Consider the following 22,329-nt stretch of genomic DNA (forward strand, 5'->3'; position numbering starts at 1 on the left):
ATCTTTTTGGTAATCATTCCATGCCCCTTTATTATGCACTAAATAAGGAAATCAAATTAAAACCGTCAATTAATAATATATACTGAAAGAGTAAGCCTGCCAAGGCGGTGGCCAGCAGCCTGCGTTTGTGCTGTCCCGCCGGCATGCTAAGATGGACGGGACGGAGCGTTCCGTCACATAACACGCAGAAACGGCCGCGGCCTTTAGCCGGCCGCGGCCGACAAGGAGGTTTTTTCTTACTTATGAACACGATCAAATACGGTACCGATCCCTTACAAACAGCGGATATTTATGAACCCCAGCAGCGCAACGGCGCGGCCATTATTTTCATCCACGGCGGCGCTTGGCTGCGTGGAGACAAGGCCGGCGGCAAGCACCTGGCCACCGTTCTTTCTGACCACGGCTACGTCGTTGCCGCCATCAATTACCGCTTGGCCCCCGCCGCACAAATGCCGGCGGCCCAAGAAGATTTGGACAGCTTCGTGGCGTTCATGCAGCAATCAAGCGACTTCAGCAGCCTGAAGCTGGGCCTGCTGGGTGTCAGCGTCGGCGGCACCATGGCCCTGACAACGAGTATGCACACCGGCCTGCCCGTGAGCACCTGGAGCGCCGTTGTCCAAAGTCAAGACTGGATCAACCGCCACCCCGGCGTGAAGCCGTCCCTGGACGGGAAGAAAGAGCTGGGTCTGACTGATCAGCACGAGATCAACGCGGCTTTCTACCAGAACTTCATCAATACGTATCTGGGGACGGTCACCCAAGACAAGCTGGCCCAGCTGGACCCGCTGAATCAAGAGACGACCAAGCCCGGCCCCATCGCCATGATGAACTCTCTGGACGAGATCGTACCGGTGGAAGACGTCATGAAATTCTTCAAGCGGGTCGCTAAAGTCCAGCCGGAGAGCCGGCTGACCTTCTTCCCCGGCTGGCAGCACGCCCAGGGCTATGAAGCCCAGGCACTGGACCAGACTCGAGCGTTCTTCGATCTGCACTTGCTGTAATGCAGGTGGGTTATGACCCGCGGGGATGCAAGGCGTTCTTCAAGAAACACCGGCCTGCGGCCCCGGTGATCCGGCAGCACATTGCCGCCACCCTGGCCCGTCAGCTGACCCACGGGTTAGCCCGGGTCAAACGGGCCAGCCGCCTGCCCTATGCGGGTCAGACGGTTTACGAATGCCGGGTGAACCCGCCCACTGGACCGTTGCGGTGCGCGTTCGTTTATTCGGACACCACCGTGACCGTGGTGTGGCTGTCGATGACGATTCAAAAGGACGTATTCACGGCAGACCTGGAGCGGTTTTTGAAACCAGGTGGCGGATGATGCGGCTGGTTCCTGAAAAACAAGCCTTGCGCGCGATGCTGGCCGTCGCGGCTGGCAAATCTTCCGCCAGCGGCGTCGTGCTGTTCACCTTCAAAAAAGACCGCTCCCTGGCTCTTTACCGCCAGACGGAGACGCTGGCCTTGATCGAAGCGGGCTATACCCAGGCCAAGCAGACGTTCCCGGTAACGGCGTCTGGACCATGCCGGCACGCGGTCCGGACGGCCTTTAAGCGTGAGTTTCCGCGGAGTCATGAAGTGTACTTAATACAGAATGATTAGTCGTAGCAGAGTGCAAGACCAAACTGGTCCTGCACTTTTTTAGTGCTCGTCACTTTTTTGTCACCAAGAATAGTTACACTCAAGCTGTCAATATTGAGGAGTCTCGTTTTGGAGGAGGCGGACGTTATGTCATTGGTACTGCACTGGCGTTATTGGCGGGCCATCATACTCGCCGCTGTTGTGGAGGGGGTGATGCTGGTCGGCTCCGTCGGGCGGATTGCCCGCGGACTGCCGATATTCATTGTGGCCTTGGCACCGAATTTTTCTGCAGTGGCCGTCCTTTCGCTCTTTTTACCCGTGGTGGGAATCGGTTTGGCGTATGTACTGCTGGTGCCGACGTATTTCTCAAGTGTCCGTGAATGGTGGCTGCTACGCCAGGGCCGCAGTCGGGTTATCGGCGTTGTGGGCGTGTTAATGGTAGCTGCCGTGGCCTATACCGTCACGAGCTGGCTCGTGGCTGCCACTATATTGGCGGTTGCACTGCACGGTCATTACTGGGCCGACCCCCTGACGAGCGGGATTGGTAATTTACTCGGTCCAATCAGCACAACACTATTTCTGCTGTTCTTCGTCGTTCTAATCGTTCTGGTGCAGTTCGCCAGTGTACCCTTGGTGATGCTCCTGGTCAGGAAGAAATGGCAGGTGTTTGTTATTGCCCTGGCGCTCATTATCCTTTTGCCCATTTTGTTGTTCATGCTGCAGCTCCTGCCGGAACCCCAGATGCCGGTGAATATTTACCATTCACTGATTATGACGCCGCACATGCAGTGGCCTGCGGTCTGGAATGTCGTGGGGTATCAGCTGCTGCTGCTGGCTGGAGAAAGCCTTCTGGTCGGGATCATCATCATCTATAAGAATCATCGGGGGTGGGTAATTTGACAACGATTGAATTGCGCGGCGTATCGGTTTTCGTGAAGAAACGGCCGCTGCTCCAAGATGTGTCATTTCTCGTCGGACCAGGCGACGTGCTTTGGCTGAAAGGCCCGAATGGCTCGGGGAAGTCAACCGTGTTGAAAATGATGGCGGGGCTGCAGCGGCCCCGGGAAGGAACGGTCATGGTGGACGGGCAGCCTTTGCCGCCCGGTCGTTTTCTGACCAATGCCGGCGTCATTATTAATGCCCCGGTGTTCATCGGCACCTTATCGGGGTTCGCCAACTTGCAGCTCTTGGCGGCGATTCGGCACGTCATTGATGATGATACTGTGCGGCAATGGATGAGCCGCCTGGGACTGGATCCGGCGGAACGGATGCGCGTCCGCCAATATTCTACGGGGATGAATCAGAAACTGGCGATTGCGCAAGCCGTCATGGAAAGTCCCGTTGTGCTGCTGTTGGACGAACCGTTAAACGGGTTAGACAAAGCCGCTAAGGCACTGGTGGTGACGATACTGGCCGAGATGCGTCAGGCTCGCCCAGACGTTACCATGGTGATCGTCTCTCACGAAGACGAAGTCGCACCGCTCGTCACCCGCCGGTTAGTGATCGATGGAATGCAGGTGGTGACCGATGGCTCGGAACGCTGAGAGGGCACTAGTCCGGGTATATTACCGCAGTCACCAGGGCCGCTGGCTCGCCGCAGTGGTTATCCTCTTCGGGGGTTGCCTGTTGTCCACGTCGTTATATCCGGTCCGGTCATTAACCGATTTTGTTTGCGACATGCTGGGCAATCAAGTGGTGACCCTCTGGGCCTTGCCCCTTGCCCTGGTGCTCATCAGCAGTGACTTGATGGGACCGGCCACGTCCTCCCTGCGCTCGCTGCTGCTCACGCGCCAAGGGCGGGTACCGGACCTGATTCAGCCATACGTCCGCGTCAGTTTGCTGAACGCTGCGAGCGTGACAGCCGGCACCGTGCTCTTGGGCCTGCTGGCGGGTTGGTACCGCGGGTTTCGTTTCTCCGGTGCGCTGACCTATCCTTTGGCGCACCAACTGGGACTTTGGATTTTGGCAGAAAGGCTGGTCATGCTTGGTGTTTTCGTCCTTTTATTCACCTTAACGACAGTTTGGGTCAGCGTGCTCACACACAGCCCACTGGCCGCGATCGGTGCGGACATCGTGCTGTGGTCCATCCCGCTGATCGTTGCGAAGAGTGCCCCGGGACTCCTTCGCAAATTTCCGCTATTCCCCGGTGCCGCGCTGTTCTGGGGAAACTATGCAACTGGAAAAATGTTCCTGATTGATTTTAGCAATCTGCTGTGGCTGGGCGTTGCCGGACTATTGCTGACAGTCGTGGGGACAATGCCGCGGGAGCGGTATTGAGGAGGTATTGCCCTATGCGCTATGGCCGCTTGCTGATACCGCTGTATGGTGGAGCGTTCATCAGCTGGACCGCCTGGACAGCCTTAGTGACCGTGACGGCGCGGTGGGTTTACCGCTTCTCGTTGATTGATTTTCTGGGGTACCCGTCCATGATGAGCGTTGGCAGCTGGCTGCTGTTCGTCCTCATTTGTTTCTGGTTGAGCCGGACGATGGGTCAGGAGCGATTGCAGCCCTTATTTGTGCAGATTCGGTGGGGTTCACGGAGGCGGGTGTTCTGGCAATACAGCGTCACTGCTGCCTGGTTAATCGTCTGTTTGCTCATCCCGCTCTCTGCCGTCCATATGCCGCTGCTGGGGTGTGTGAATTTCGCCATGATGATACCGGTGAGCGTGTTTCATCTGGGGCAAACGACCACGCCGCTAACATTGACGATGCTACTCGTGGTGGCCTTCTGGCCGTTGCTTTGGGGGCTCTTCCTGCTGGGGTGGCCGGCATTTCTTGGCCGGGTTGCGATCGTTGGTGGGTGGATTGCTGTGCAGTGGATTCTGTTTACCCTTTAAGAAAGTTCTTCTGGTACCACTTTTCTCCCCGAAAACGCAGCAGGAAGATGCCGCCGCGAATGCCCCATTCCAAACACATGATGAGGTAAATACCGACCAGGCCGTAGCCCAGCACGATACCGACGTAGTAGCCGACGCCGATGCGGAAGAGCCACATGGAGAGCAGCGAGACAGTCGTGGTGAAGGGGCCGTCGCCGGCGGCCCGCAGAGCGGAGGGCAGGACAAAGCTGGCCGGCCAGACCAGGCAGTGCATGACGATGGTAATCAGGTAGAAGCGGAAGATCACGGGGACGATGGCCGCCGGCGGATTAAAGAGCCGGATGCCCACGGGAAAGATGGGCAGCAGCAGCAGGTCCACGGTGATGAAGAGGATGCTGCCAAGGACCACGAAGGATTTGGTCAGCTTGCGGGCATCGTGAATGTTGCGGCGGCCGATAGACTGGCCGACGATGGGCACCAGCGCCGTGCTCAGCGCCGCCGGCATGATCTCGGACAGGCCGATCCAGGAACCGCCGATGGCGTTGGCGGCGATCATGTCCGTGCCCAGGCTGACGATCATCATCTGCATAATGATCTTGCCGCCGTTGAAGAAGGTGGACTCGGCCGCGAAGGGGATGGCGACAATGATCACCCGGCGGATCATGGCGAAGCTGGGGTGCTTCAGGACCCGCATGCGCAGGTTGAAGATGGCCCGGTTGCGGTAGAGCATCCAGATGGCGAGGACCGCCGCCAGAATGCGAGAGATATTCAGCGAGATGGTCAGGCCGATGATGCCCATGTGCAGAATGCTGACGAAAAGAATGTTGAAGGCCAGGTAGATGGCATTCATGGTCAGGGACAGCTGCAGCGATGTCTTCGTCCGGCCGACCCCGCGCAGGCTGCCGTTGGTCCCTTCGACCACGGCTTGGCACGGATAACTGAGCAGGATGCCGACCATGTACGTCGCCGCCCCGTCCAGTACGGCCTTGTCCGCGTGGCCGAAGAGCAGCGCCAGAATCTGCCGGTGCAGTCCCATGAATACTGCCGCCAGCAGGATCGCCACCAGGACCGCGCCGTAGACTGTCCCGTTGACGATCTTGGCCAGGACCGTATAATCTTTGTGCCCATAGTGTTGAGAAATGAGCACCGTCCCGCCCAGGCCAATGGCCACGAAAAACTGCACCAGAAAGATATTGACGCTCCCCACCATGTTCACCGCACTGATTGCGGCAGTGCCGGAGGAAGAAATCATACTGGTGTTGATGAAATTGAAGCTGACTAAGAAAAACTGGTCGATGACGACCGGGATCAGAAGGGCGAAGACGAAGCGGTAACTGATGTCTTGGCCAGAGAAAAAGCGGGTGAGCAGCGTTTGCAGACGATGGCGGATACGGGACATGACGAGATTCCTTTCGTGAATGACATACTCACATCGTACCAAAGTCCGTCGCCGCGTGCGCAACCGTTTTCGAAAATGATGCTGTCATGGGTGCTTTGACGTTCGCCGAGTTAAGCGCCTCCATGTAAGCCTTTTCTTTTTTGAACATATACGGTATGATGAATACATGACTTGCGCGCTCACTTGGTTTTCCAAATGGAGAATGAAGGAAGATGAAATTCAATGTCATTAATTAACTGGGCACTACGGAAACCGATTTTATACCTTGGAATACTCGGATTATTGTTACTTGCCAGTGGCTGTACGGCGGTCACCCATAACGCCAGCAACCCATCCAAAACGTCAACCGTAAATAAAGCTGCAAAGGATTCCCATTCGATTCCGGTTATGATTAAAAAGGCAGCCCAAGTCCGGGAAGTAAAGGCCAAACAACGGTTGGCTCACTCGCCTCAATTCACATATCGTTCCGAGAATACGTACGTTACCGTACCCGATACCTGGGCCAAACTAACCGATGCTTATCCCGCAGTGATTAGCGGACTGGTAACTGATTGGCAACGCGTAACGGGAACAACAAACTCGGCAGTTACAAAATTAACGATCTATGTTGACAAAGTGCTGAGTGGGGACACCAAACTTCTTGGGAAAGAGATTACTGTTGTCTATAAGGGCGGTTACATGACTTATGGTGATTATTCCTATGGTCGGATAAAAGAATGGGATAAAGGAAATACTTCCAACATTTCAGATAGCACTCTCGTTTTCACTGAAGATTCTTCGGCACCATTACCGAAAATCAATAGTACAATTCTTATCCCTATCAGACCGTTTACAGATGGGAAAGAGACTCCGGCGTTTACCAAATATATTCGCGAAAACCACCTTGAGACAGCGTATGCAATCGGCGCGCCTGAATACAACACCTGGATCGTCCAAGATGGTGGTCACAAGGTATTAAGTAACAACCCCGAATTCCAACCATCGACGCAAACTAGAAGCAGGCGATCGGCTGATTCGGCGACGGATCCCCTTACGAAAAACCTAATTAATCTTGCAGATGAATTACAGAAGCGGTTGGAATGAACTGACCCATCGATGTTTTTAAAAACAAAAAGGCGGTCTGAGCCTGCACGCGCAGCTCGGACCGCCTTTCCGCTATGACCGACCATAGTGGTCTTGCCTTTTTACTTGTCTAACGTTTGATCATCCACGCCATCCAGCGCCTGACTGATCGCAATCAGCGTGTCATCCAGCGCCCCCGGCTCAAACGGTGACGCCAGGTGGCCGGTCTTGATCAGTTCCATCAAAGTCTGGGAACCGCCGGCCTTGGCCATTGCCAGGTAATCGGACCACGCTTGGGGATCGTGGTCGACGTCGAACCGTTTCCAGAATTCGTAGGCCAATACTTGGGCAATGGTGTAGTCCAAGTAATAGAACGGAATCTCGAAGATATGGGCCTGGCGGAAGAAGTAGATGCCTCGGTCCAGCGCCGGATTCTCGCTGTAATCGCGCTCCGGGTTATACTGCTTCTCCAAGTCCCGCCAGCAGGCCTTGCGCTCCGCCGGCGTCCAGTCCGGGTGGGTATAGACCTCGTGCTGGAAGTGGTCCACCAGAATGCCGTAGGGCAGGAACTCCAAGGCTGCTTCCAGGTGGTTGTACTTGTACTTTTCTGCCGCATCGCCGAAGAACTTCGCCATCCACGGATAGGTGATGAACTCCATGGACATGGAAAAAATCTCGGCGGCTTCCGAGGTCGGGAAGACACTCAAACCGTCCTTGATCCAGCTGGCCATGCGGGTCTGGAAAGCGTGACCGAACTCGTGGGTGAGGACGTCCACGTCGCCGGAGGTGCCGTTGAAGTTGGCGAAGATGAACGGGGCCTTCAGGGCGGGAATATACTCGCAGTAACCGCCGCTCATCTTACCCTTGGTCGCCAGCAGATCGAACAAGTGGTTCTTGGTCATGTACGCAAACAGCTCCCCCGTCTCCGGGGCTAATTCGTTGTACATCTGCTGGGCCGCGGCCACCAGCTCGTCGGCCGTCCCCTGGGGCTGGGCATTGCCGCTCTTGAAGGCCACAGGCAAGTCGTAGTAAGCCAGCTTGGCCAGGCCCAATCGCTTGGCCTGTTTGGCATACTGTTTCTGGGTCAATGGCACGACCTTGTCCCGGACCGTCTGCCGGTATTGGGCGACCATTTTTTCATCATACCCGAAGCGGTTCATGTAGACATAACTCAACTGGGAATAGTCGTCATAGCCCAGCGTGTGGGCAATCTTGGTGCGCACTTGGACCATCTGGTCGTAGATCCGGTCGAAGTCGGCTTCGTGGTCCGCGAAGAAGCCCCAGTATGCCTCGGAGGCCGCCTTGCGGGTCGCCCGGTCGGGGCTTTGGCGGTACGGCCCCAGCTGGGCCAGCGTCAGGGTCTCGCCCTGGAAGGCAATCTGGGCGCTGGCAATGACCTTGTCGTACTGGGTGATCAGGTCATTGTCCTGCTGCTGCAGGGGAATGATCGCCTCGTTGGCCATCTTCAGATCGTTCTTCATGGCCATGAGGTCCGGCTTAGGATAGATCTGACCAATCTCCTTTTGGTACGGGCTAGAGACGACGGCCGCCTTATACTTGCGCTCCTCATTCTCATAGAGCGGGCCATTGGCATTCCAATAGTCGTTTTCTTTGTTGTAGAAATCGTCTGTCGTGTCGATGGAATGACGAATCGAGGCCAGCATCTGCTGTGACGTGTAGTCGTTGATCAGCTTATTGGCCGCCGTGACCGCGGCCAAGGCGGTGGCCGGATCGTCCGCCGTTTGCAGGCCCTTGGTGTAAGTCGCCAGGCGGGCCTTAATGTCCGCGAAGTCGGGCCGGGTGTACTGTGCTTCTTTGAAGTCCATGAAGAAAATCCCTCCAATCATGAGTTACTCTCATTCTGGCCGAATTGGCTGGCCGATGCAAGCCGCTCAGCCCTCATAACGCCGTTTATTTGCCCGGTGGGCCAAGGTCTTGCTCCGTTGCGCCGTTTGCTTGGCGAGAAAGGCGTTCTCGCGCTGCAGCTTGCGGTAGCTGATGAGCCGCTTTGCCGGCAGGCTGCCGGCCGCAATGGCCGCTTGGACGGCACAGCCCGGTTCATGGGTGTGGGTGCAGTCCCGGAAGCGGCACTGGGCAGCCAAGGCCTCGATATCCTGGAACGTCTGGGCCATGGCGCTTTCGTCCGTGTCCCAGAGCTGCAGTTCCCGCATCCCCGGCGTATCCATCAGCAAGCCCCCGCCCGGCAGCTGGAGGATCTCCCGGCTGGTGGTGGTGTGTTTGCCGTGGTCGTCCGTCGCCCGAATGCCGTTGACGGCCTGGACAGCCTCGCCCAGGAGCCAGTTGGCCAGTGTCGACTTGCCGGCGCCGGAGGAACCCAGCAGGACCACCGTCCGGCCTGGCGCGAAGTACGGCGTGATTTCTTCCTTGCCGCTATCCGTCAGCGCACTCACCGCGTGTACGGGAACGCCCACGGCAGTATCCTCAACCTGGGCGATCTGGTCGGCCGCGCGGTCGGTCAGGTCGCTCTTCGTCAAGACCACCACGGGGCTGGCGCCGCTATCGTATGCCACGGTGACGTAGCGCTCCAGTCGGCGCAGATTGAAGTCGTGGTTCATGGCCATCACGATGAAGACCGTGTCCACGTTGGCGGCCACCACTTGGGCATCCGTCGTCAACCCCGCCATCTTGCGGGTGAATTGAGAAAACCGGGGCACGACCTGCTCAATCAGGACCGGGCCGTTAGCCATCGCTCGGCAGACGACCCAGTCGCCTACCGCGGGGAAATCCGCCCGGGAAACCGCGTTGAACCGCAGCTTGCCGGTGATTTCCGCACGCTTGGGTCCGGCGGCCGTCATCACTTGGTACAATTCCTTCTGTTCGCCGATGACCCGGGCCAATTGTTTGGCCGTGTCGGTCAGCGGAACGGTATGGCGAATCTGTTCAGTTAAACCATAATCTGTTAATAAATCTGTCAATGTGTTACCCTCGCTATCTGTTTTTGCATACCAAATAGCAGGCAGCTGCCCAAAAATGCGTATAAAAATACACCCGGTCGCATGACCGCCCACTATCGTCCATCAATAGTCGAGCCGTTCATTGTCCGGGTGTTCTGGTGATCCTAAAAGGATTAATCAGTCCCGGAGACGAACGGCGCCCATTACAATGCTCTTCTTTGTATTTCTTGCCATAGTCGCCACGTCCTTTCAAAATTGATTAACTTTAGTCTAATGGGTCGCCCACGGTCTTGTCAAGGACCATTTTAGAAAACGGTTGCGTTATCGTGTGCCAGCAGGGAAGTCAAAATGATCTCCACCCATCGCCTTGGTACTGCAAAAAGAGTGAAGCTACTTTTCGTTTTTCTTTTGCTTGAGCATCGCCAGCAGTGCCGCGTCTACTTCCACAGTCAGCTTTGGTTTATGCCCAGTGTCAGTAGTCTCCGCTTTGACAGGGGCCCCCTGCGGCAGCGGAGCCAGCACATCCCGCATCGCCGCCACCGGCTGCTGGCCGAAGGTGTCCACGTCCAGCCGGCCGGAGAGAAAGTTCTTCAACAAATCATGACGGTGCTCAATGGGTACGACCTGCAGGCGGCTGACGAGCATGCCGAAGTCGCCGTAACAATCGGCGCTTTCTTCTGCCCGGGTGATGGCAGTGTAAAAGGACTGGGCGTTGACCATGTTGCCGGAGGGAGCCAGACCGATAAGCACGTGGGCTGCTTGGCCGCCTTGGGATTTATAGACGGTCACCGCATAGGCCAGCGCGAGCTTGGTCGTGATGCCGCCGAAGCTGAAATAGATGAACTCGTCGTCGACGTTGACCACCAAGAAGTGGCGGGCGGGGTCGATGTGGGTAATGACGCCGGTATCGCCGTTGGTGATGACGGTGGTCTCGTAATCCACGTGGACAGTGATATCCACGTGGTCAGTGATATCCACGTCGTCTTCGTCGTCCTTGGTGGCGACGATGCGCTGGTTCGTTGCGGGGTCTACTTTCTGCGCGCGGCTGTCGTTGGCTAAGACCATCACCTTATCACCGATCCGAAAGATGTCTGGTTCCTCGGTATCGCTGTTCACGTAAGGGGCGACGTATTCCGGCTGACCAGGCACCGGCGGGCAGGCGAACTGCTGGATGCGGGCATTCATCTGCATCCGACCCAGCGTCCCCTTGTTGCGGTTGACCAGGAGCAGCAGCTGGCTGGTGTCGCGGCCGTTGTCGGCCCACAAAGAATGGTAGGCGGCAATCAAGGTGTTAGCGATGGTCACCTCGTCCCGCTGGTTGTACAGGCGCATACTGCCGAATAAATAGGCAGGCTGACCCGCATTGAAGGGCAAGTCTTCCCGCTCGCGAATCGTACTGGCCAGGTCGAGAATGCCAGACTTCGCCCCTTGACGATAGACGTGGTGCAGGGTCACCGTGGCGACGGCGGGGCATTGGGCCAGGTCGTTGAGAAAGTTCCCGGGGCCGATGGCCGGCAGCTGAAAGGCGTCGCCGACAAAAATCAGGTGGCGCTTCTCGTAAACCACGGAGCGCACGATCTCCCAGGCCAGGTCCGTCGTCAGCATCGAAGATTCGTCCACGATGACGAAATCAGTCTTGCCGTAAACGTCTTGGTTGCCCTGGCGCGTGTAGGCAGCGAACTCGAAGCCGGGCATCAAGCCGAGGCGGGCGTGGACCGTGCTGGCCCGGTGACCGGTGTAGTCCCGCAGCACCTTCGCCGCTCGGCCGGTGGGGGCCATCAAGGTCAGCCGCTTGTTGTGGTCCCGCATGATCTGGACGAAGACATTGATGATCCACGTCTTCCCGGTCCCGGCAGCGCCGTTAAGCACAGTAATGCCGCGCATGTTGGCGGTGGTGAGAAACTGCCGCTGCTGGGCATCCAAAGTGACATGGTGGTCCTGTTCAAATTCCGTGATGGCCGCCGCGAGTTTCTTTTCTTCCAAAACCGGCCAGCGCTGTTTCTCGGCCTTTGTGATGCCCTGGAAAAGGTCCGCCTCTTTCACGTACATCGCCATGGTGGTGACCAAGCGGTAGTCGGTATTCACGACGAAGCCGTTGCGCCAGGCAGCGTCCGGCGTCAGCTGGGGGCTGATGTCCACCGGGGCGACGTTCAGGGCGTCTTGGCACTTCGCCGTGAAGTACTTGATGGAGGCGAAGGTATTGCCGCTGGCCAGGATCTCAGTAGCAAAGACGTATTGCATGCCGAAGCGGATGCGCCGCAGGTCGTTTTTGGGTACACCGGCGGCCAAGGCAAACTTATCAGCGGTCTTGAAGCCGATGCCGCCGACCTCGATGAGAATGTAAGGGTCGCTGTTGATCTGTTTGATGGCCCGGCGGGCGTCGCCGAAGTGGTCGAAGATATGCTGGTAGGCAATAGGCGTCAAGCGGTCCCCGAAGGCGGCCATAAGCACGCTGAGGTCGGTGTTGCGCTTGACGATGGCTTGCAGCTTGAGCAGCGTCTTCTCGCCCACGCCAGGGATCTTCTTGTCCAGTAACGTGCCGTCCCGCAGCAGGTCCAGAATCTTCTGGTCCGGCGGCACAGCTTCGACCAACTTGCTCAATGTGGCCGGACTCTTGGCCAGTGCCTGGGTGAGAAAGGCCCACTGGCCGGCGGCGTCCTGGGGAAGGCCGTAATGAACGGCTTTCAGCTGATAGGAAGGTTTGCCGTAGCGGCGGCTGGCTGGTTCGTCGTAGAGCAAATCCATCTTGGTCATGGTGCCCTCGTCGTAGTGGGCCATTTCGCCGGTGACGGTCAGCTCACCCCGCCGGTCCACAGGGATGCTGGCGTGGGGATCAAGGACCGCTGCGGCGTAGACCCGGTAGTCGGTATCGGCCCGTTCAAAAAGTTGTCGGGTGATCCGCAGATCGATATTTCTAAAAAGCTCGTTATCACTGGCTGCCATGTTCCGCACCGCCTTTCTCCCACTTGGGCAAACATACGTACATAAGCCTATTATAGCGGAATTGCGGGTGTGAACAAAGCTGGTCGGCTGGGTTTACCGGGATGAGCGGGGCTTGGCCTGGTGGTGCATTATTGCGGCGGCAGCGGCCCAGACAATCAGACTCCAAAGAAGAAGGGGCAGGGTCCACGCTGTGATGGGGAACGCCGCGAACTGCTCCAGCTGGAAGAACATCTGGGGGATTGCGGTGGCACTTGCCGGAAAATAGAGTTGCCAAGCAGTCGGGATAAGTGCCAGCAACTGCAACGGCTGGGCAAACGCCACGACTGCGGTGATGAATATGATCACGAGCGGGTTTTTGACCCAGAGGCTGAACAGCAGGGAGGCACCGGCAAGAAATACGCCCCACAGGTTAATTAGTAAGGCCCAAAGAAGAAAATACTGCCAAATCGGCAGCAGTACAGTCTTGCTTTTGACCACATACGTGACGGGATAGAGCAGATTGCCTAGGTTATGATTCGGCGATAGGACCACGATGGCTACATTAATACTGACGGCGGCAAAGAACAGAACGTTCATAGTGAGGAGCATCAGCCCAGCCTGAGTCATCTGATAACGGAATAGCGGTTGAGGCTGCACGGCAATAAAGTTCATTGTCTTTTGCCGGGCATCGACCGTAAAGAGCCAGCCGAAGACGAGGCAAAAGGCCGCCAGCACACAGTACAGAATCAGCTGGGCGCTGCGCCGATCTGACCCGTGGGTTCCCAGTACATGAGCGACCACGTTAACCGCGTCACTGCGCTCGCTGACCATGGGCGTCTCAGTTAGATGGCGGGCGGTCAAATACTGATAGACTTGCGCGACATTCACGGTGGTTTGCTGGCTACCGAAAGATTCCCAGAAAGGGAGCATGAGTACGGTGTGTAAACCAATGGTCTCGGTCGGCACGGCTTGTACTTGCCGAAGAATCAGCGTGTTGACTATTGCGTACTCCCGACTCAGCAGTGACTGACGAATCTTGGTGAAGTTTTCTTCAGATAGATGCCGTTCTCGGGAAGAAAGAGTTTGTGCATTCGCGTCGTGGGAACGCGGCGAATACGTGCTCACGACAGTTTCCAAGCCAGCACTGTAAAACTGAATCGCCTTGCCCGTACTGTTCTGCGCGCCGGGGTAGGGGGTAATGAGGTGATGGGCTGGAATGGCGATCATGAGGATAAGCGTGCCCAGGATAGCCGCCAATAGGGGCCAAGGGAAACGTTTAAGGTGAAAATGGAATCTACGGATCATCATAGCTTTCCTCCTGACCCTGCTCGTCAGATTGCGGCATGACCGCCCAGCACATGGGATAAGAACATCTCCGCTTCACGCTTCGGTTGATTGCCCGTTGCGGTGAGAGCAAACTAAAGAGGCCTAGAGAGGCCTCTGATTGCAAGCGGCTACATGCTATCACAATTCTTGATTTTAGAAAGGAACGTAGTACAAGGTGTGATTTGCATCCCCATACTCGTAATACGTCTTAGTGCCCGTTGGGTGGAATGTCTTGATTAACCGGATGGGTGGAACATAGTTGACGGTTTCGTAATGGTTTGTCGAGCCATCGGTCCACATCAATAAGTGAGCAATGGCAGTTTGAGTGGTAAGAACAGAATCTGGAGAGTCAATTTTGAGTGTTGCCGTCTGAGCGTTTGTTGCAGCACGAACTGACGTGGTGGCAGTTCCAGAGATAACCAACAGCAGAATTGTCGTAACGATGGAGAAAGCAATCTTTTTGAACATTTCAAATCCCTCTATTGAGTTTTTGAGCCCAGATAAACATGAGCACTTGCGGCTTTGAAAAAAATACTACTCTTGATAATCTACCACGTCAACAGAAGAGCTCAAGAAATAGTGTTGCAATATCGAATTAATGCAAACACTTTTTTACATGCACAGTCTGTTATCCGAACATTATCGAGGTGTGAGTGACGTTGTCACTGGTCATCATTGCGGTAGATATGAGAAAACCGGCGAAAGCCAAAAGAGCAAGTCAAGGGGAAAGGCCCTCTTGACTTGCTTCCGTCTATCCGTATGGAAGGTGACTTGCGGTCCGGTTACGTTTTACTCCAAATTGATGAAGTCACCTGCATCCAGCAAGATCTTCACAAACCCAGGCACCGTATCGGTCCGGTTCCAGTCACGCTGCCACTCGCAGGCTAGTTGCGCGTTGGAGATCAGCTGGGCACCGGCCTGTTCCACCCGTCGCAGAGCGGTCTCGTGGGCAACCAAGGAAGTCCCACCGACCGCGTCAACGACCGGGAAGACATCGTACCCTTCGCGCAATGCATCGAGGGTTGGGAAGGTCAAGCAGGCTTCAGTCCAAAGAGCCGCGATGATCAGCTTCTTACGACCGGTGGCTTTAACGGCTTCGACAAAGTCCTTATCCTGCCAGGCGTTGATGCTGGTCCGGTCGATGGCTGGCTGGTCCCCCAGAACCGCCTTCAGCTGCGGAATCGTATCCTTATTCCGGCCGCTTTGAACATTCACGGTGGATAAAACGATGGGTACCTTGTACAGCTTCGCCAAGCGGGCAGTAACGGTGATGTTATTGATCAGCTGATGGTGGTCGATGGACCCGATGGAGTTGATCTGGGTGGGCTGGTAATCGATTACCAGCAGCGCGGAGTTCTCCGGTGTCAACAATTGATCATCCACTGGATCACGGCGAGGAAAACTTGTCATTATGAATACCCCCAATTTAAGTAAGACACTTGTCTTTACGAAACAAGGTCATTTTAGAAGGCAGTGTAGGAAAAGGAAAGAAATATGCTTGCAACGCGCTTCATAGGAGGACATGCGTCTCGATGTACGCCATAACGCCGCTCTCGGTGTTGGCCAGAGCTACGTCGTCCGCCGCCGCCCGAATTGCGGCGGCCGCATTGGCCATGGCGACCGCTTGGCCGGCAAAACGGAACATGGATAAGTCGTTGGCTCCGTCCCCAAAGACAAGCATGTCGCTGGCGGGAATATCGAGTTTTTTACTGATCTGCTGCAGCGCCCAGGCTTTATCCCGTCCCGGCTGAATGAGGTCAATGATGCCTGTGCCGCTGGCGGTGGGCACCGCCAGTCCAGTCAAGGCTTGGTGCAGGGGGGTCAGCATGGCCGTCATTGTCTGGGGAGCCCCAATCATGTCGAACTTGACGACGCCTTGTGTGTATGACGTCAGATTAGGGACAGCGACAACGTGGGGATAATAGGCGCGCATATCGTGAGCAAAACGGGGGTCGGCATCTGAGCGAATCCACACCGTGGTCACGCCGCAAACGGCCACTTGGGCTGCAGAAAACTGGTCCATAATAGTCAAAATGCGTTTAACGGTTTCTGGTGTAAAAGTAGCTGCTTCTAGCGGCGTCCCGTGAAGCTGAATCTCGGCACCGTTTTGCCCGATAAAATCAACGTCGGGGAATGCTTGAAAGAGCCGCTGCATCTTGACGGTTTGGTTGCCGCTTGCCGCGACAAAGCGGATACCGCGGGTGCGCAGACTCGTCATAACGCGATGAAAACGGTCATGATCAAAGCTACTGCGGTCGTCGAGAAAGGTGCCGTCCATATCAGCGGCAATGAGGCGTACGGGCATTAAAAGACCTCCAAATCGACTCAGATGGCTTCATTGTAGCATGTCCGCCGTCAGTCAGCAGGCTGCTTCGGTGCGGGCCGACGGGGACGTTCTTGAAGTTTCATCACTACCCCAATTAACAGCCAGAGGCTCAGCACCCAAAGCATAAAAGTTGCATACCACTGAGCCACAGGAATGGATTCAAATTGGTTCAATTGGAAAAACATTTGAGGTACGGCCGTATAACTGGGGGGCAGGAAGAGCCGTGCGGTTGGCGGTAGGAGACGTAATAACTGAAGCGGTTCGGCAAAGACAACAAGCAGTAAACCAAAGACGTTGACGATGGGATTCCGACTAACCAAACTAAATAGCAGTGCTCCGCCAGCTAAGAACAGGGCCCACAGGTTGACAACTAGCCACCAGAGAATAAAGTATTGCCAAAGGGGGATCAGAACGGTTCCCTTAGCGGGGAATAGTGTGATTGGGTAAACGAGACTGCCCAGAGCATGGTCCGGCAGTAAAGAAACCAGCAACGTGATCATGATTATTGGTCCAAGAACGGCAATATTCAACAGGATGACGAGCAATATGGTCTGGCGCACACGATAACCAAAACGGGAGGTTGGCAGTGTATTAACGAACGTACTCGTATTTCTCTGATAATCCAGCGTAAAGTACAAACCGAAGAGGACGGCTAACGCTGCAAGCAAACAGTAGAGCAATAGGGTCGGACCATGTCCGTCGAAATCATGGGTGCCTAATGTATGGCCCAGCATATTCACCGCGTCACTGCGCTCGCTCACAAAGGGCGTATGTTGCACGTCACGGGCCACCAGACATTGGTAAACTTTGGCAATATCGACTTTGATGTTATGCACGCCGAATGATCCGGTGAACGGGATAGAAAACACGATGTTTTGCGCGATGGGATCATTGGGGACGTCGTGCAACTCTTTCAGAATTAAGCGGTTCACCTCAGCATAGTGTTTCTTGCCCAGCACTTGGCTAATCTTACGGTAATTGGCTTGGGCCAGGACCCGGTCACTGGTGGAAGCCGTCTTGCTTGGTTGACTTCTTGTGATCATTTCATCCATAAAATCAACATAATATCGGATTGATCGAGAGGTAGATGTTGGTTGTTGCGGGTAGTCAGTCAGTTGATGCCAGGTAGATATTCCGACCAGGACAAAGATGACAATAGACAAAGCACCTAGTAGCCGCCAAGGCATCAGTTTAAGTTGAAACCGGGACATCGCCAACCCTCCTCACTACAGTAATTGCCGACGGTGAAGTAGTACGCCGGTGCCTCCAAAGACCAGGAGACTCCACCCCAGCAGCAAACCAACCCCTCCGCCAAAACCGAGCGTTGGCCAATTGGTCCGGTGCAAGATGACGGCGGCATAGTCGAAATAGCCCACCGGCAGCCACGGCATCAACCGGGTTGCCGGACCAAGCACACTGGGCAGGCCGGTGAGGAGCAGGGCGCTGGCCCAGAGAAAATGCGTCCCTGTCGTGCGGACGAACAAGCTGATCAGACCACCGATGGCTGTGAAGAAGACGAGTAGGCTGAAGATGCTGAGCACCAGCATGCCCATCAGCTGGGCCAGCGGCATGATTCGGGCGTGAAGGCCATCCAGCGAGTAAACCAAGGGATAAGTCCACGTGCCCCAGCCATTTTGACTGCCGACCAGAAGGAAAACAGCAACGGCGGCCAGCAAAAAGAGGACAAACATGAGCAAGCACGTGAGCAGTCCCTGAATTAATAACACCTTGCTCTTGCTGATGGGAAGGGTGTTGGCAAAATCAATTGTGCCCAGCCGTTTGTCCATTGTAAAGAACTCAGCCAAGCCCACCAAGAGGACGGCGATGATCAAGAATGGCGACACATGGTAGAGAAATGCTCCCGCCAGGTAGTTGATTGCCGGCGCGTGCACCGCGGCTGTGGGGATTTCTTGAATATGGTGGTCAAGTAAATAGCGGTAGAATGCCACGTCTTTCACGCGGCCCAACAACGACCGGTCCAACGGCTGGTCCGTGTAGGCAATCAGTTGCAGCGGGGTGCGGGGGTCCTTTTGGGTCTGGCGCAGAGCGTATTGGGCATAATGCAGCAAAGCACGGTTGAGCTGATCTGCGGCAGCCGGCGAAGCACTGGCGGCCGCAATGATTTGATCGGCGTAAGTTTTCTCAGTGAGCTTTTGATTAAGCCGCGCCGTTTGCGCCGCCGTCCGGTGTTTGACTTTGCGCAGCGCAATGACCTCGTTGGTGATGCCGTCATCGGTCGTCACATACACATTGTATAAATCGCCCCGGGTGGTATTGGCCTGACCGGTTTGGGAAAAGAACGTCCCCAGCAAGAGGATGACCAGCGCAGCGAAAATCACAATGTTGGTGGTTGATTGTACATCACGCTTGAAAGTGACTTTAAACAGAGCGCGCATGCTGCTCACCCGCCTTGAGGTACATGGTATTATAAACGGCTAACATATCCTGCCCTGTGTTTTCAATCGGGACGATCGTTTGGTTCTGAAGAAAAAAGACACGATCGCTGACTCGGCCCACACTATCCATTTGGTGCGATGAAATCAGCATACTTTTACCTTGCTGTTTCAAGGCCAAAAACACCCGCTCAAACTGTTGGATGCTGGTGGGGTCAAGACCATTCAGGGGTTCATCAATCAGCAGCGTCTGGGCATCACTCACGAGATACATCGCCAGCAGAACGTGCTGCTTCATCCCCAGCGACAGCGTTTTGATCTTCTTTCTGTAATACCCGGCCATTCCCAACGAATCGACGACACCCGCAATATCCACGGCCGAGTGCCACATTGAGCGGACATACGTGAGGTGGTCCGCCACGGTTAGGTCGGCATACAGCTGATTGGAATTCTCAAGGAAGAAAAGCTGGCGCAGATACGCCGTCCGGTGCTGGTACAGATGAATGCCGTTCAGCGTCAAGGTCGTCGCGGCCGTGGGCAGCAGGCCGCACAGCAATTTCAGCAGCGTCGTCTTGCCTGTTCCGTTCGGCGCAACGAGACCAACGAGTTCGCCATCATTGATTGAAAAAGAGACCTGATCAAAAATGACGTTTTTTTTGAACGAAAAAGATAAGTCATTGACGCTGAGCATACGCATCGTCCTCTCGAATTGTGGCTACTGCGGCAGGACCCGTTACAAAACAGGGGCATTTGTTTTCATGCTGGTATCATAAATTTATCATTTGAGGATGTCAAGCCACAATTATTCGCATTCGTCTGAAGGCTCCGATTACTGATGCGGCGTAATCGATTGTTTCGCCGGACCGCGCCACCCCCGCCACACCACGATAATCAGCGCAATGAACGAAATGGCTGCAGCGACCCAGAACACTGTGGCAAATGCCTGCATGAATCGCATGCCCAAGCCGGGCGTGATGCGGCCCACACCCGGGAGCTGAATGAACAGCAAGGCAGAACCCAGCGAGATGCCCATGGTCATCCCCAATGTGCGGGCGAAGGAGTTGAACGACCCCGCCACGCCGGTCAGCGTCGCTGGCACCACGCCCATCGTGATGGCGTTATTTGGAGTGAGAAACAGCCCCATACCGATACCGTTCAATACGATGGGCGGGATGATCCGCCAGAGTGCCATATTGGCCGGGAAGGTAATATACCCCAGTTGAGAAATGACCAGCACGGCGAGTCCGACCATCGTCAGCTTCATCCGGTCCCAGTGGTCCGCCAGCCAGCCGGCGGCCGGGGTGATGAGCAGCATCGTCGCGTCTTGCAGGACCATGATCAGGCCGCTGGCCAGCGGGGTCATGCGGCCAAAACTTTGAAGATAAAACGGCAGGAGAATGTTGGACACGGCGTTGACCAGCATGGCTAAGCCCAGCAGAATAACAGAAAGCAGAAAGTCATGGTTGCGAGCCAGCGCCGGTGCGAACCATGGCTTGGCTGCGTGGTTGTCCTGGATAAACGCCGCTGCAGTCAGCGCGACGCCGCTCACCAGTAATAGGGTGCCGATGACCCACCGCTGCAAGCCGTTTTGAAAGATCGAACCGCTGAGAAAGAAAAGAATGATCCCAGCGGTGAAGAGATTTTGCCCGGTCCAATTGGCGTGGGCGGTGGCTTTCTTAATGTCGGCCCAACGGTAACGGGGCAGCGGCAGGACCCGAGCGCCGAGGAAAGCCCCAAGAATGCCCAGGGGTACGTTCAGCAAAAAGATCCAGCGCCAACTCGTGAACGACATGATCAACCCGCCCAGAGCCGGTCCAGAGATTGAGCCTACGGAAACAAACATGCCGATGGCGGCCAGTGCCTCTGCTCGGTTGCTGTCCGCAAAATGTTCCGTGACGATGCCCATGCTGTTGGCCATCACCATCGCCGCTCCGATGGCTTGAATGAAACGGCCCACCAGCATCGTCACGATATCGAAGGCCACGCCCGTGATCAGCGAGCCGACGGTGAAGAGCAGGCCGCCCGCCGAGAAGATGAAGTTCTTGGACAACAAGTCCCCCAGGTGACCGAACATCACCAGCAGGATTGTGGTGGTAATCAATGCCACCTGGACGATCCACGTCGCCGTGCTGCTGGTCACATGCAAGTCAATGGCAATACGCGGCAAGGCCAGGTTGGTACTGGACCCTGCCAAGGCAGTGAGGAGAGAAAAAAGTCCCAACACCCCCACGATTTGATATTGTCCCTGCTTCGTTTCTGCTGCCATCAGTGTCATCCGTCCTTTCGTTGTTAACCAGAGTTTACTCTGGGTTTGGGGAAAGAAGGGAGATGATGCTCAGGGGAAGAACAACAAAAAAGCCGCCAGCCCGCAGGCTGACGACCTCATAATACTCAGAATTAAGCTTTCGCTTCATCCAAGCCGTTATCCGACGAGACGATCACGACAGTGGTCTAGCTGATATCGTCGGTGGTCACGCAGTGTTTGATGCACCTAGATTCGTTTGCCTTCACCTTGATGCAAACTATCGAGTTTTACCATTTCCATTCAAGAAATGCGACAACAATTCTGTACTGGAGAAATTGATATCGTGTATCCGCTTCTAAGAAGTCAATAGTCACCACCGAAAACCATGCTTGATTAAGAAGGGAGCACCAAGGCTAGTTAATAAGCCAAATGACAAAATCACGAGTGCAGAAAGTGTTGCCGCCGCACGGTGAGTGAGTGCTAAAGAAGCTAACCAAATGATAATCAAGGTAAAAGGCAGAAGAGCAATGCCGACCATGACTTGAGCAGGCCATAACTTTGTGGTGTGATGGTTTGTCACTGGTTGCTTGTCTGACATTAGGATTCCTCCTTCAATCGAGCTATCTTAGTGCAACGGGATGTGTTCCATCACTTGGCTTGTGGTAATTTTACAAAGGAGGTTACTATAGGAAGAATCGGAATAAAAGTAAGAATCATATTCAATGTTTACCCCGTCTCCATCAGGCATCGCGTAATATTTACGCATTTCGTAAGATCCAATGATTTTCTTGTTAATTTTGTTCCAGTATTGGTTTGATTCGTTTACGATAAATGTTGCTGCGCTCAGAAAGCCACCAGCATACGGGACGAAACCAACGATTAATCCGATATAGTCGGGGATCTGGCCTTGAGCCAGCACTTTTCCAGCGTAAGTCGTTTTCCAATAATGCCATCCAGAATAAGTGGCACTTTGGAGTACATCTGTTTGTCCGGACTCGTGTGAGTTCGGTGCACTGAGGATCGAGGTTGGGATTAGTTCGCCGTCAGAAAGCCGAGTATATGGGCCGGGGGCGAGAACCGTTTTGGCAGTCGTGCCGGTTGCATTTCCTGTGTCAGCAGCCTGAACTCCAACCGCTTGGAAAAAAAGTGTGAAAAGAAAGGCGATAAGAACTGAAGTGAGCAACCAAGCAATACGTTTTTCTTTCTTCATTTTATTACCTCAATTTCTAAACTGTGTCAATCTGCCCGTGAAGTTGGTCAAATTGCTAGGGCGGATAACCTTGCAAGGAAACCTGATATATAAGCTTAAGCATGAACACAGAATAACATCATAGGACGGCAAACTCA

At 55.1% G+C, this 22,329-nt stretch carries 22 protein-coding genes; 8 read left to right on the plus strand and 14 right to left on the minus strand.

Going from position 1 to position 22,329, the window contains the following annotated elements:
- The first annotated feature begins 242 nt into the window (after positions 1-242).
- From L248_RS08125 to L248_RS08155, 7 genes are all read left to right on the plus strand, one after another.
- Positions 243-1,001 (plus strand): alpha/beta hydrolase family protein, encoded by a 759-nt coding sequence (locus tag L248_RS08125; protein WP_022529687.1) that lies wholly within the window; start codon positions 243-245, stop codon positions 999-1,001.
- Positions 1,001-1,321 carry a hypothetical protein gene (locus L248_RS08130; protein ID WP_022529688.1) on the plus strand — a complete coding sequence of 107 codons (321 nt, stop codon included), beginning with the start codon at positions 1,001-1,003 and terminating at the stop codon, positions 1,319-1,321. Before L248_RS08125 ends, L248_RS08130 begins: the two co-directional genes overlap by 1 nt.
- Entirely contained in the window at positions 1,318-1,599 is a 282-nt protein-coding gene (locus tag L248_RS08135) for a hypothetical protein (protein WP_022529689.1), read from the plus strand. Before L248_RS08130 ends, L248_RS08135 begins: the two co-directional genes overlap by 4 nt.
- Before the next feature lie 126 nt (positions 1,600-1,725).
- Complete coding sequence (locus L248_RS15880) at positions 1,726-2,478, plus strand: hypothetical protein (protein WP_022529690.1); 753 nt, start codon at positions 1,726-1,728, stop codon at positions 2,476-2,478.
- Positions 2,475-3,122, plus strand: coding sequence for an ABC transporter ATP-binding protein (locus L248_RS08145; protein WP_051999935.1), 648 nt, complete (start codon positions 2,475-2,477; stop codon positions 3,120-3,122). The genes L248_RS15880 and L248_RS08145 overlap by 4 nt, the downstream gene beginning before the upstream one ends.
- A gap of 82 nt (positions 3,123-3,204) precedes the next feature.
- On the plus strand, positions 3,205-3,855 hold the full coding sequence (locus tag L248_RS08150) for a hypothetical protein (RefSeq protein ID WP_155828605.1): 651 nt from the start codon (positions 3,205-3,207) through the stop codon (positions 3,853-3,855).
- 14 nt (positions 3,856-3,869) lie between these two features.
- Entirely contained in the window at positions 3,870-4,415 is a 546-nt protein-coding gene (locus L248_RS08155) for a hypothetical protein (protein ID WP_022529693.1), read from the plus strand.
- Here the strand turns inward: L248_RS08155 and L248_RS08160 are convergent.
- Positions 4,405-5,793 (minus strand): MATE family efflux transporter, encoded by a 1,389-nt coding sequence (locus tag L248_RS08160; RefSeq protein ID WP_022529694.1) that lies wholly within the window; start codon positions 5,791-5,793, stop codon positions 4,405-4,407. The genes L248_RS08155 and L248_RS08160 overlap by 11 nt on opposite strands.
- 222 nt (positions 5,794-6,015) lie before the next feature.
- Between L248_RS08160 and L248_RS08170 the strand changes: the two genes are divergently transcribed.
- On the plus strand, positions 6,016-6,876 hold the full coding sequence (locus tag L248_RS08170; RefSeq protein ID WP_040535706.1) for a hypothetical protein: 861 nt from the start codon (positions 6,016-6,018) through the stop codon (positions 6,874-6,876).
- 101 nt (positions 6,877-6,977) lie between these two features.
- On the opposite strand, the gene L248_RS08175 is transcribed toward L248_RS08170, so the two are convergent.
- The 13 genes from L248_RS08175 to L248_RS08235 form a co-directional block, all read right to left on the minus strand.
- Entirely contained in the window at positions 6,978-8,681 is a 1,704-nt protein-coding gene (locus L248_RS08175) for a M3 family oligoendopeptidase (RefSeq protein ID WP_040535757.1), read from the minus strand.
- A 66-nt stretch (positions 8,682-8,747) separates the two neighbouring features.
- Positions 8,748-9,791: a ribosome small subunit-dependent GTPase A gene (gene rsgA / locus L248_RS08180; RefSeq protein ID WP_022529698.1), complete on the minus strand. Its 1,044-nt coding sequence runs from the start codon at positions 9,789-9,791 to the stop codon at positions 8,748-8,750.
- 369 nt (positions 9,792-10,160) lie between these two features.
- Positions 10,161-12,713: an AAA family ATPase gene (locus L248_RS08185; RefSeq protein ID WP_022529699.1), complete on the minus strand. Its 2,553-nt coding sequence runs from the start codon at positions 12,711-12,713 to the stop codon at positions 10,161-10,163.
- 93 nt (positions 12,714-12,806) lie between these two features.
- Entirely contained in the window at positions 12,807-14,000 is a 1,194-nt protein-coding gene (locus L248_RS08190; protein WP_022529700.1) for a hypothetical protein, read from the minus strand.
- A 171-nt stretch (positions 14,001-14,171) separates the two neighbouring features.
- Positions 14,172-14,486, minus strand: a complete 315-nt coding sequence (locus tag L248_RS08195; protein ID WP_022529701.1) for a hypothetical protein — start codon at positions 14,484-14,486, stop codon at positions 14,172-14,174.
- A gap of 321 nt (positions 14,487-14,807) precedes the next feature.
- Positions 14,808-15,428: a hydrolase gene (locus L248_RS08200; RefSeq protein WP_040535711.1), complete on the minus strand. Its 621-nt coding sequence runs from the start codon at positions 15,426-15,428 to the stop codon at positions 14,808-14,810.
- 100 nt (positions 15,429-15,528) lie between these two features.
- Complete coding sequence (locus L248_RS08205) at positions 15,529-16,323, minus strand: Cof-type HAD-IIB family hydrolase (RefSeq protein ID WP_040535713.1); 795 nt, start codon at positions 16,321-16,323, stop codon at positions 15,529-15,531.
- 50 nt (positions 16,324-16,373) lie between these two features.
- A complete protein-coding gene (locus L248_RS08210) occupies positions 16,374-17,555 on the minus strand; it encodes a hypothetical protein (protein ID WP_040535715.1) in 1,182 nt (393 codons plus the stop codon).
- 15 nt (positions 17,556-17,570) lie between these two features.
- Positions 17,571-18,740 carry an ABC transporter permease gene (locus tag L248_RS08215; RefSeq protein ID WP_040535718.1) on the minus strand — a complete coding sequence of 390 codons (1,170 nt, stop codon included), beginning with the start codon at positions 18,738-18,740 and terminating at the stop codon, positions 17,571-17,573.
- Positions 18,724-19,428, minus strand: a complete 705-nt coding sequence (locus tag L248_RS08220) for an ATP-binding cassette domain-containing protein (protein WP_022529706.1) — start codon at positions 19,426-19,428, stop codon at positions 18,724-18,726. The genes L248_RS08215 and L248_RS08220 overlap by 17 nt, the downstream gene beginning before the upstream one ends.
- Positions 19,429-19,566: 138 nt before the next feature.
- The gene (locus L248_RS08225) at positions 19,567-21,003 is read right to left on the minus strand and encodes an MFS transporter (protein ID WP_040535719.1); all 1,437 of its coding nucleotides are present in this window, start codon (positions 21,001-21,003) and stop codon (positions 19,567-19,569) included.
- Between the two features lie 349 nt (positions 21,004-21,352).
- On the minus strand, positions 21,353-21,580 hold the full coding sequence (locus tag L248_RS08230; protein WP_040535720.1) for a hypothetical protein: 228 nt from the start codon (positions 21,578-21,580) through the stop codon (positions 21,353-21,355).
- A 27-nt stretch (positions 21,581-21,607) separates the two neighbouring features.
- Positions 21,608-22,192: a hypothetical protein gene (locus L248_RS08235; protein ID WP_022529709.1), complete on the minus strand. Its 585-nt coding sequence runs from the start codon at positions 22,190-22,192 to the stop codon at positions 21,608-21,610.
- Positions 22,193-22,329: the final 137 nt, after the last annotated feature.

The sequence above is a fragment of the Schleiferilactobacillus shenzhenensis LY-73 genome (assembly GCF_000469325.1).
Classification (GTDB): Bacteria; Bacillota; Bacilli; order Lactobacillales; family Lactobacillaceae; genus Schleiferilactobacillus; species Schleiferilactobacillus shenzhenensis.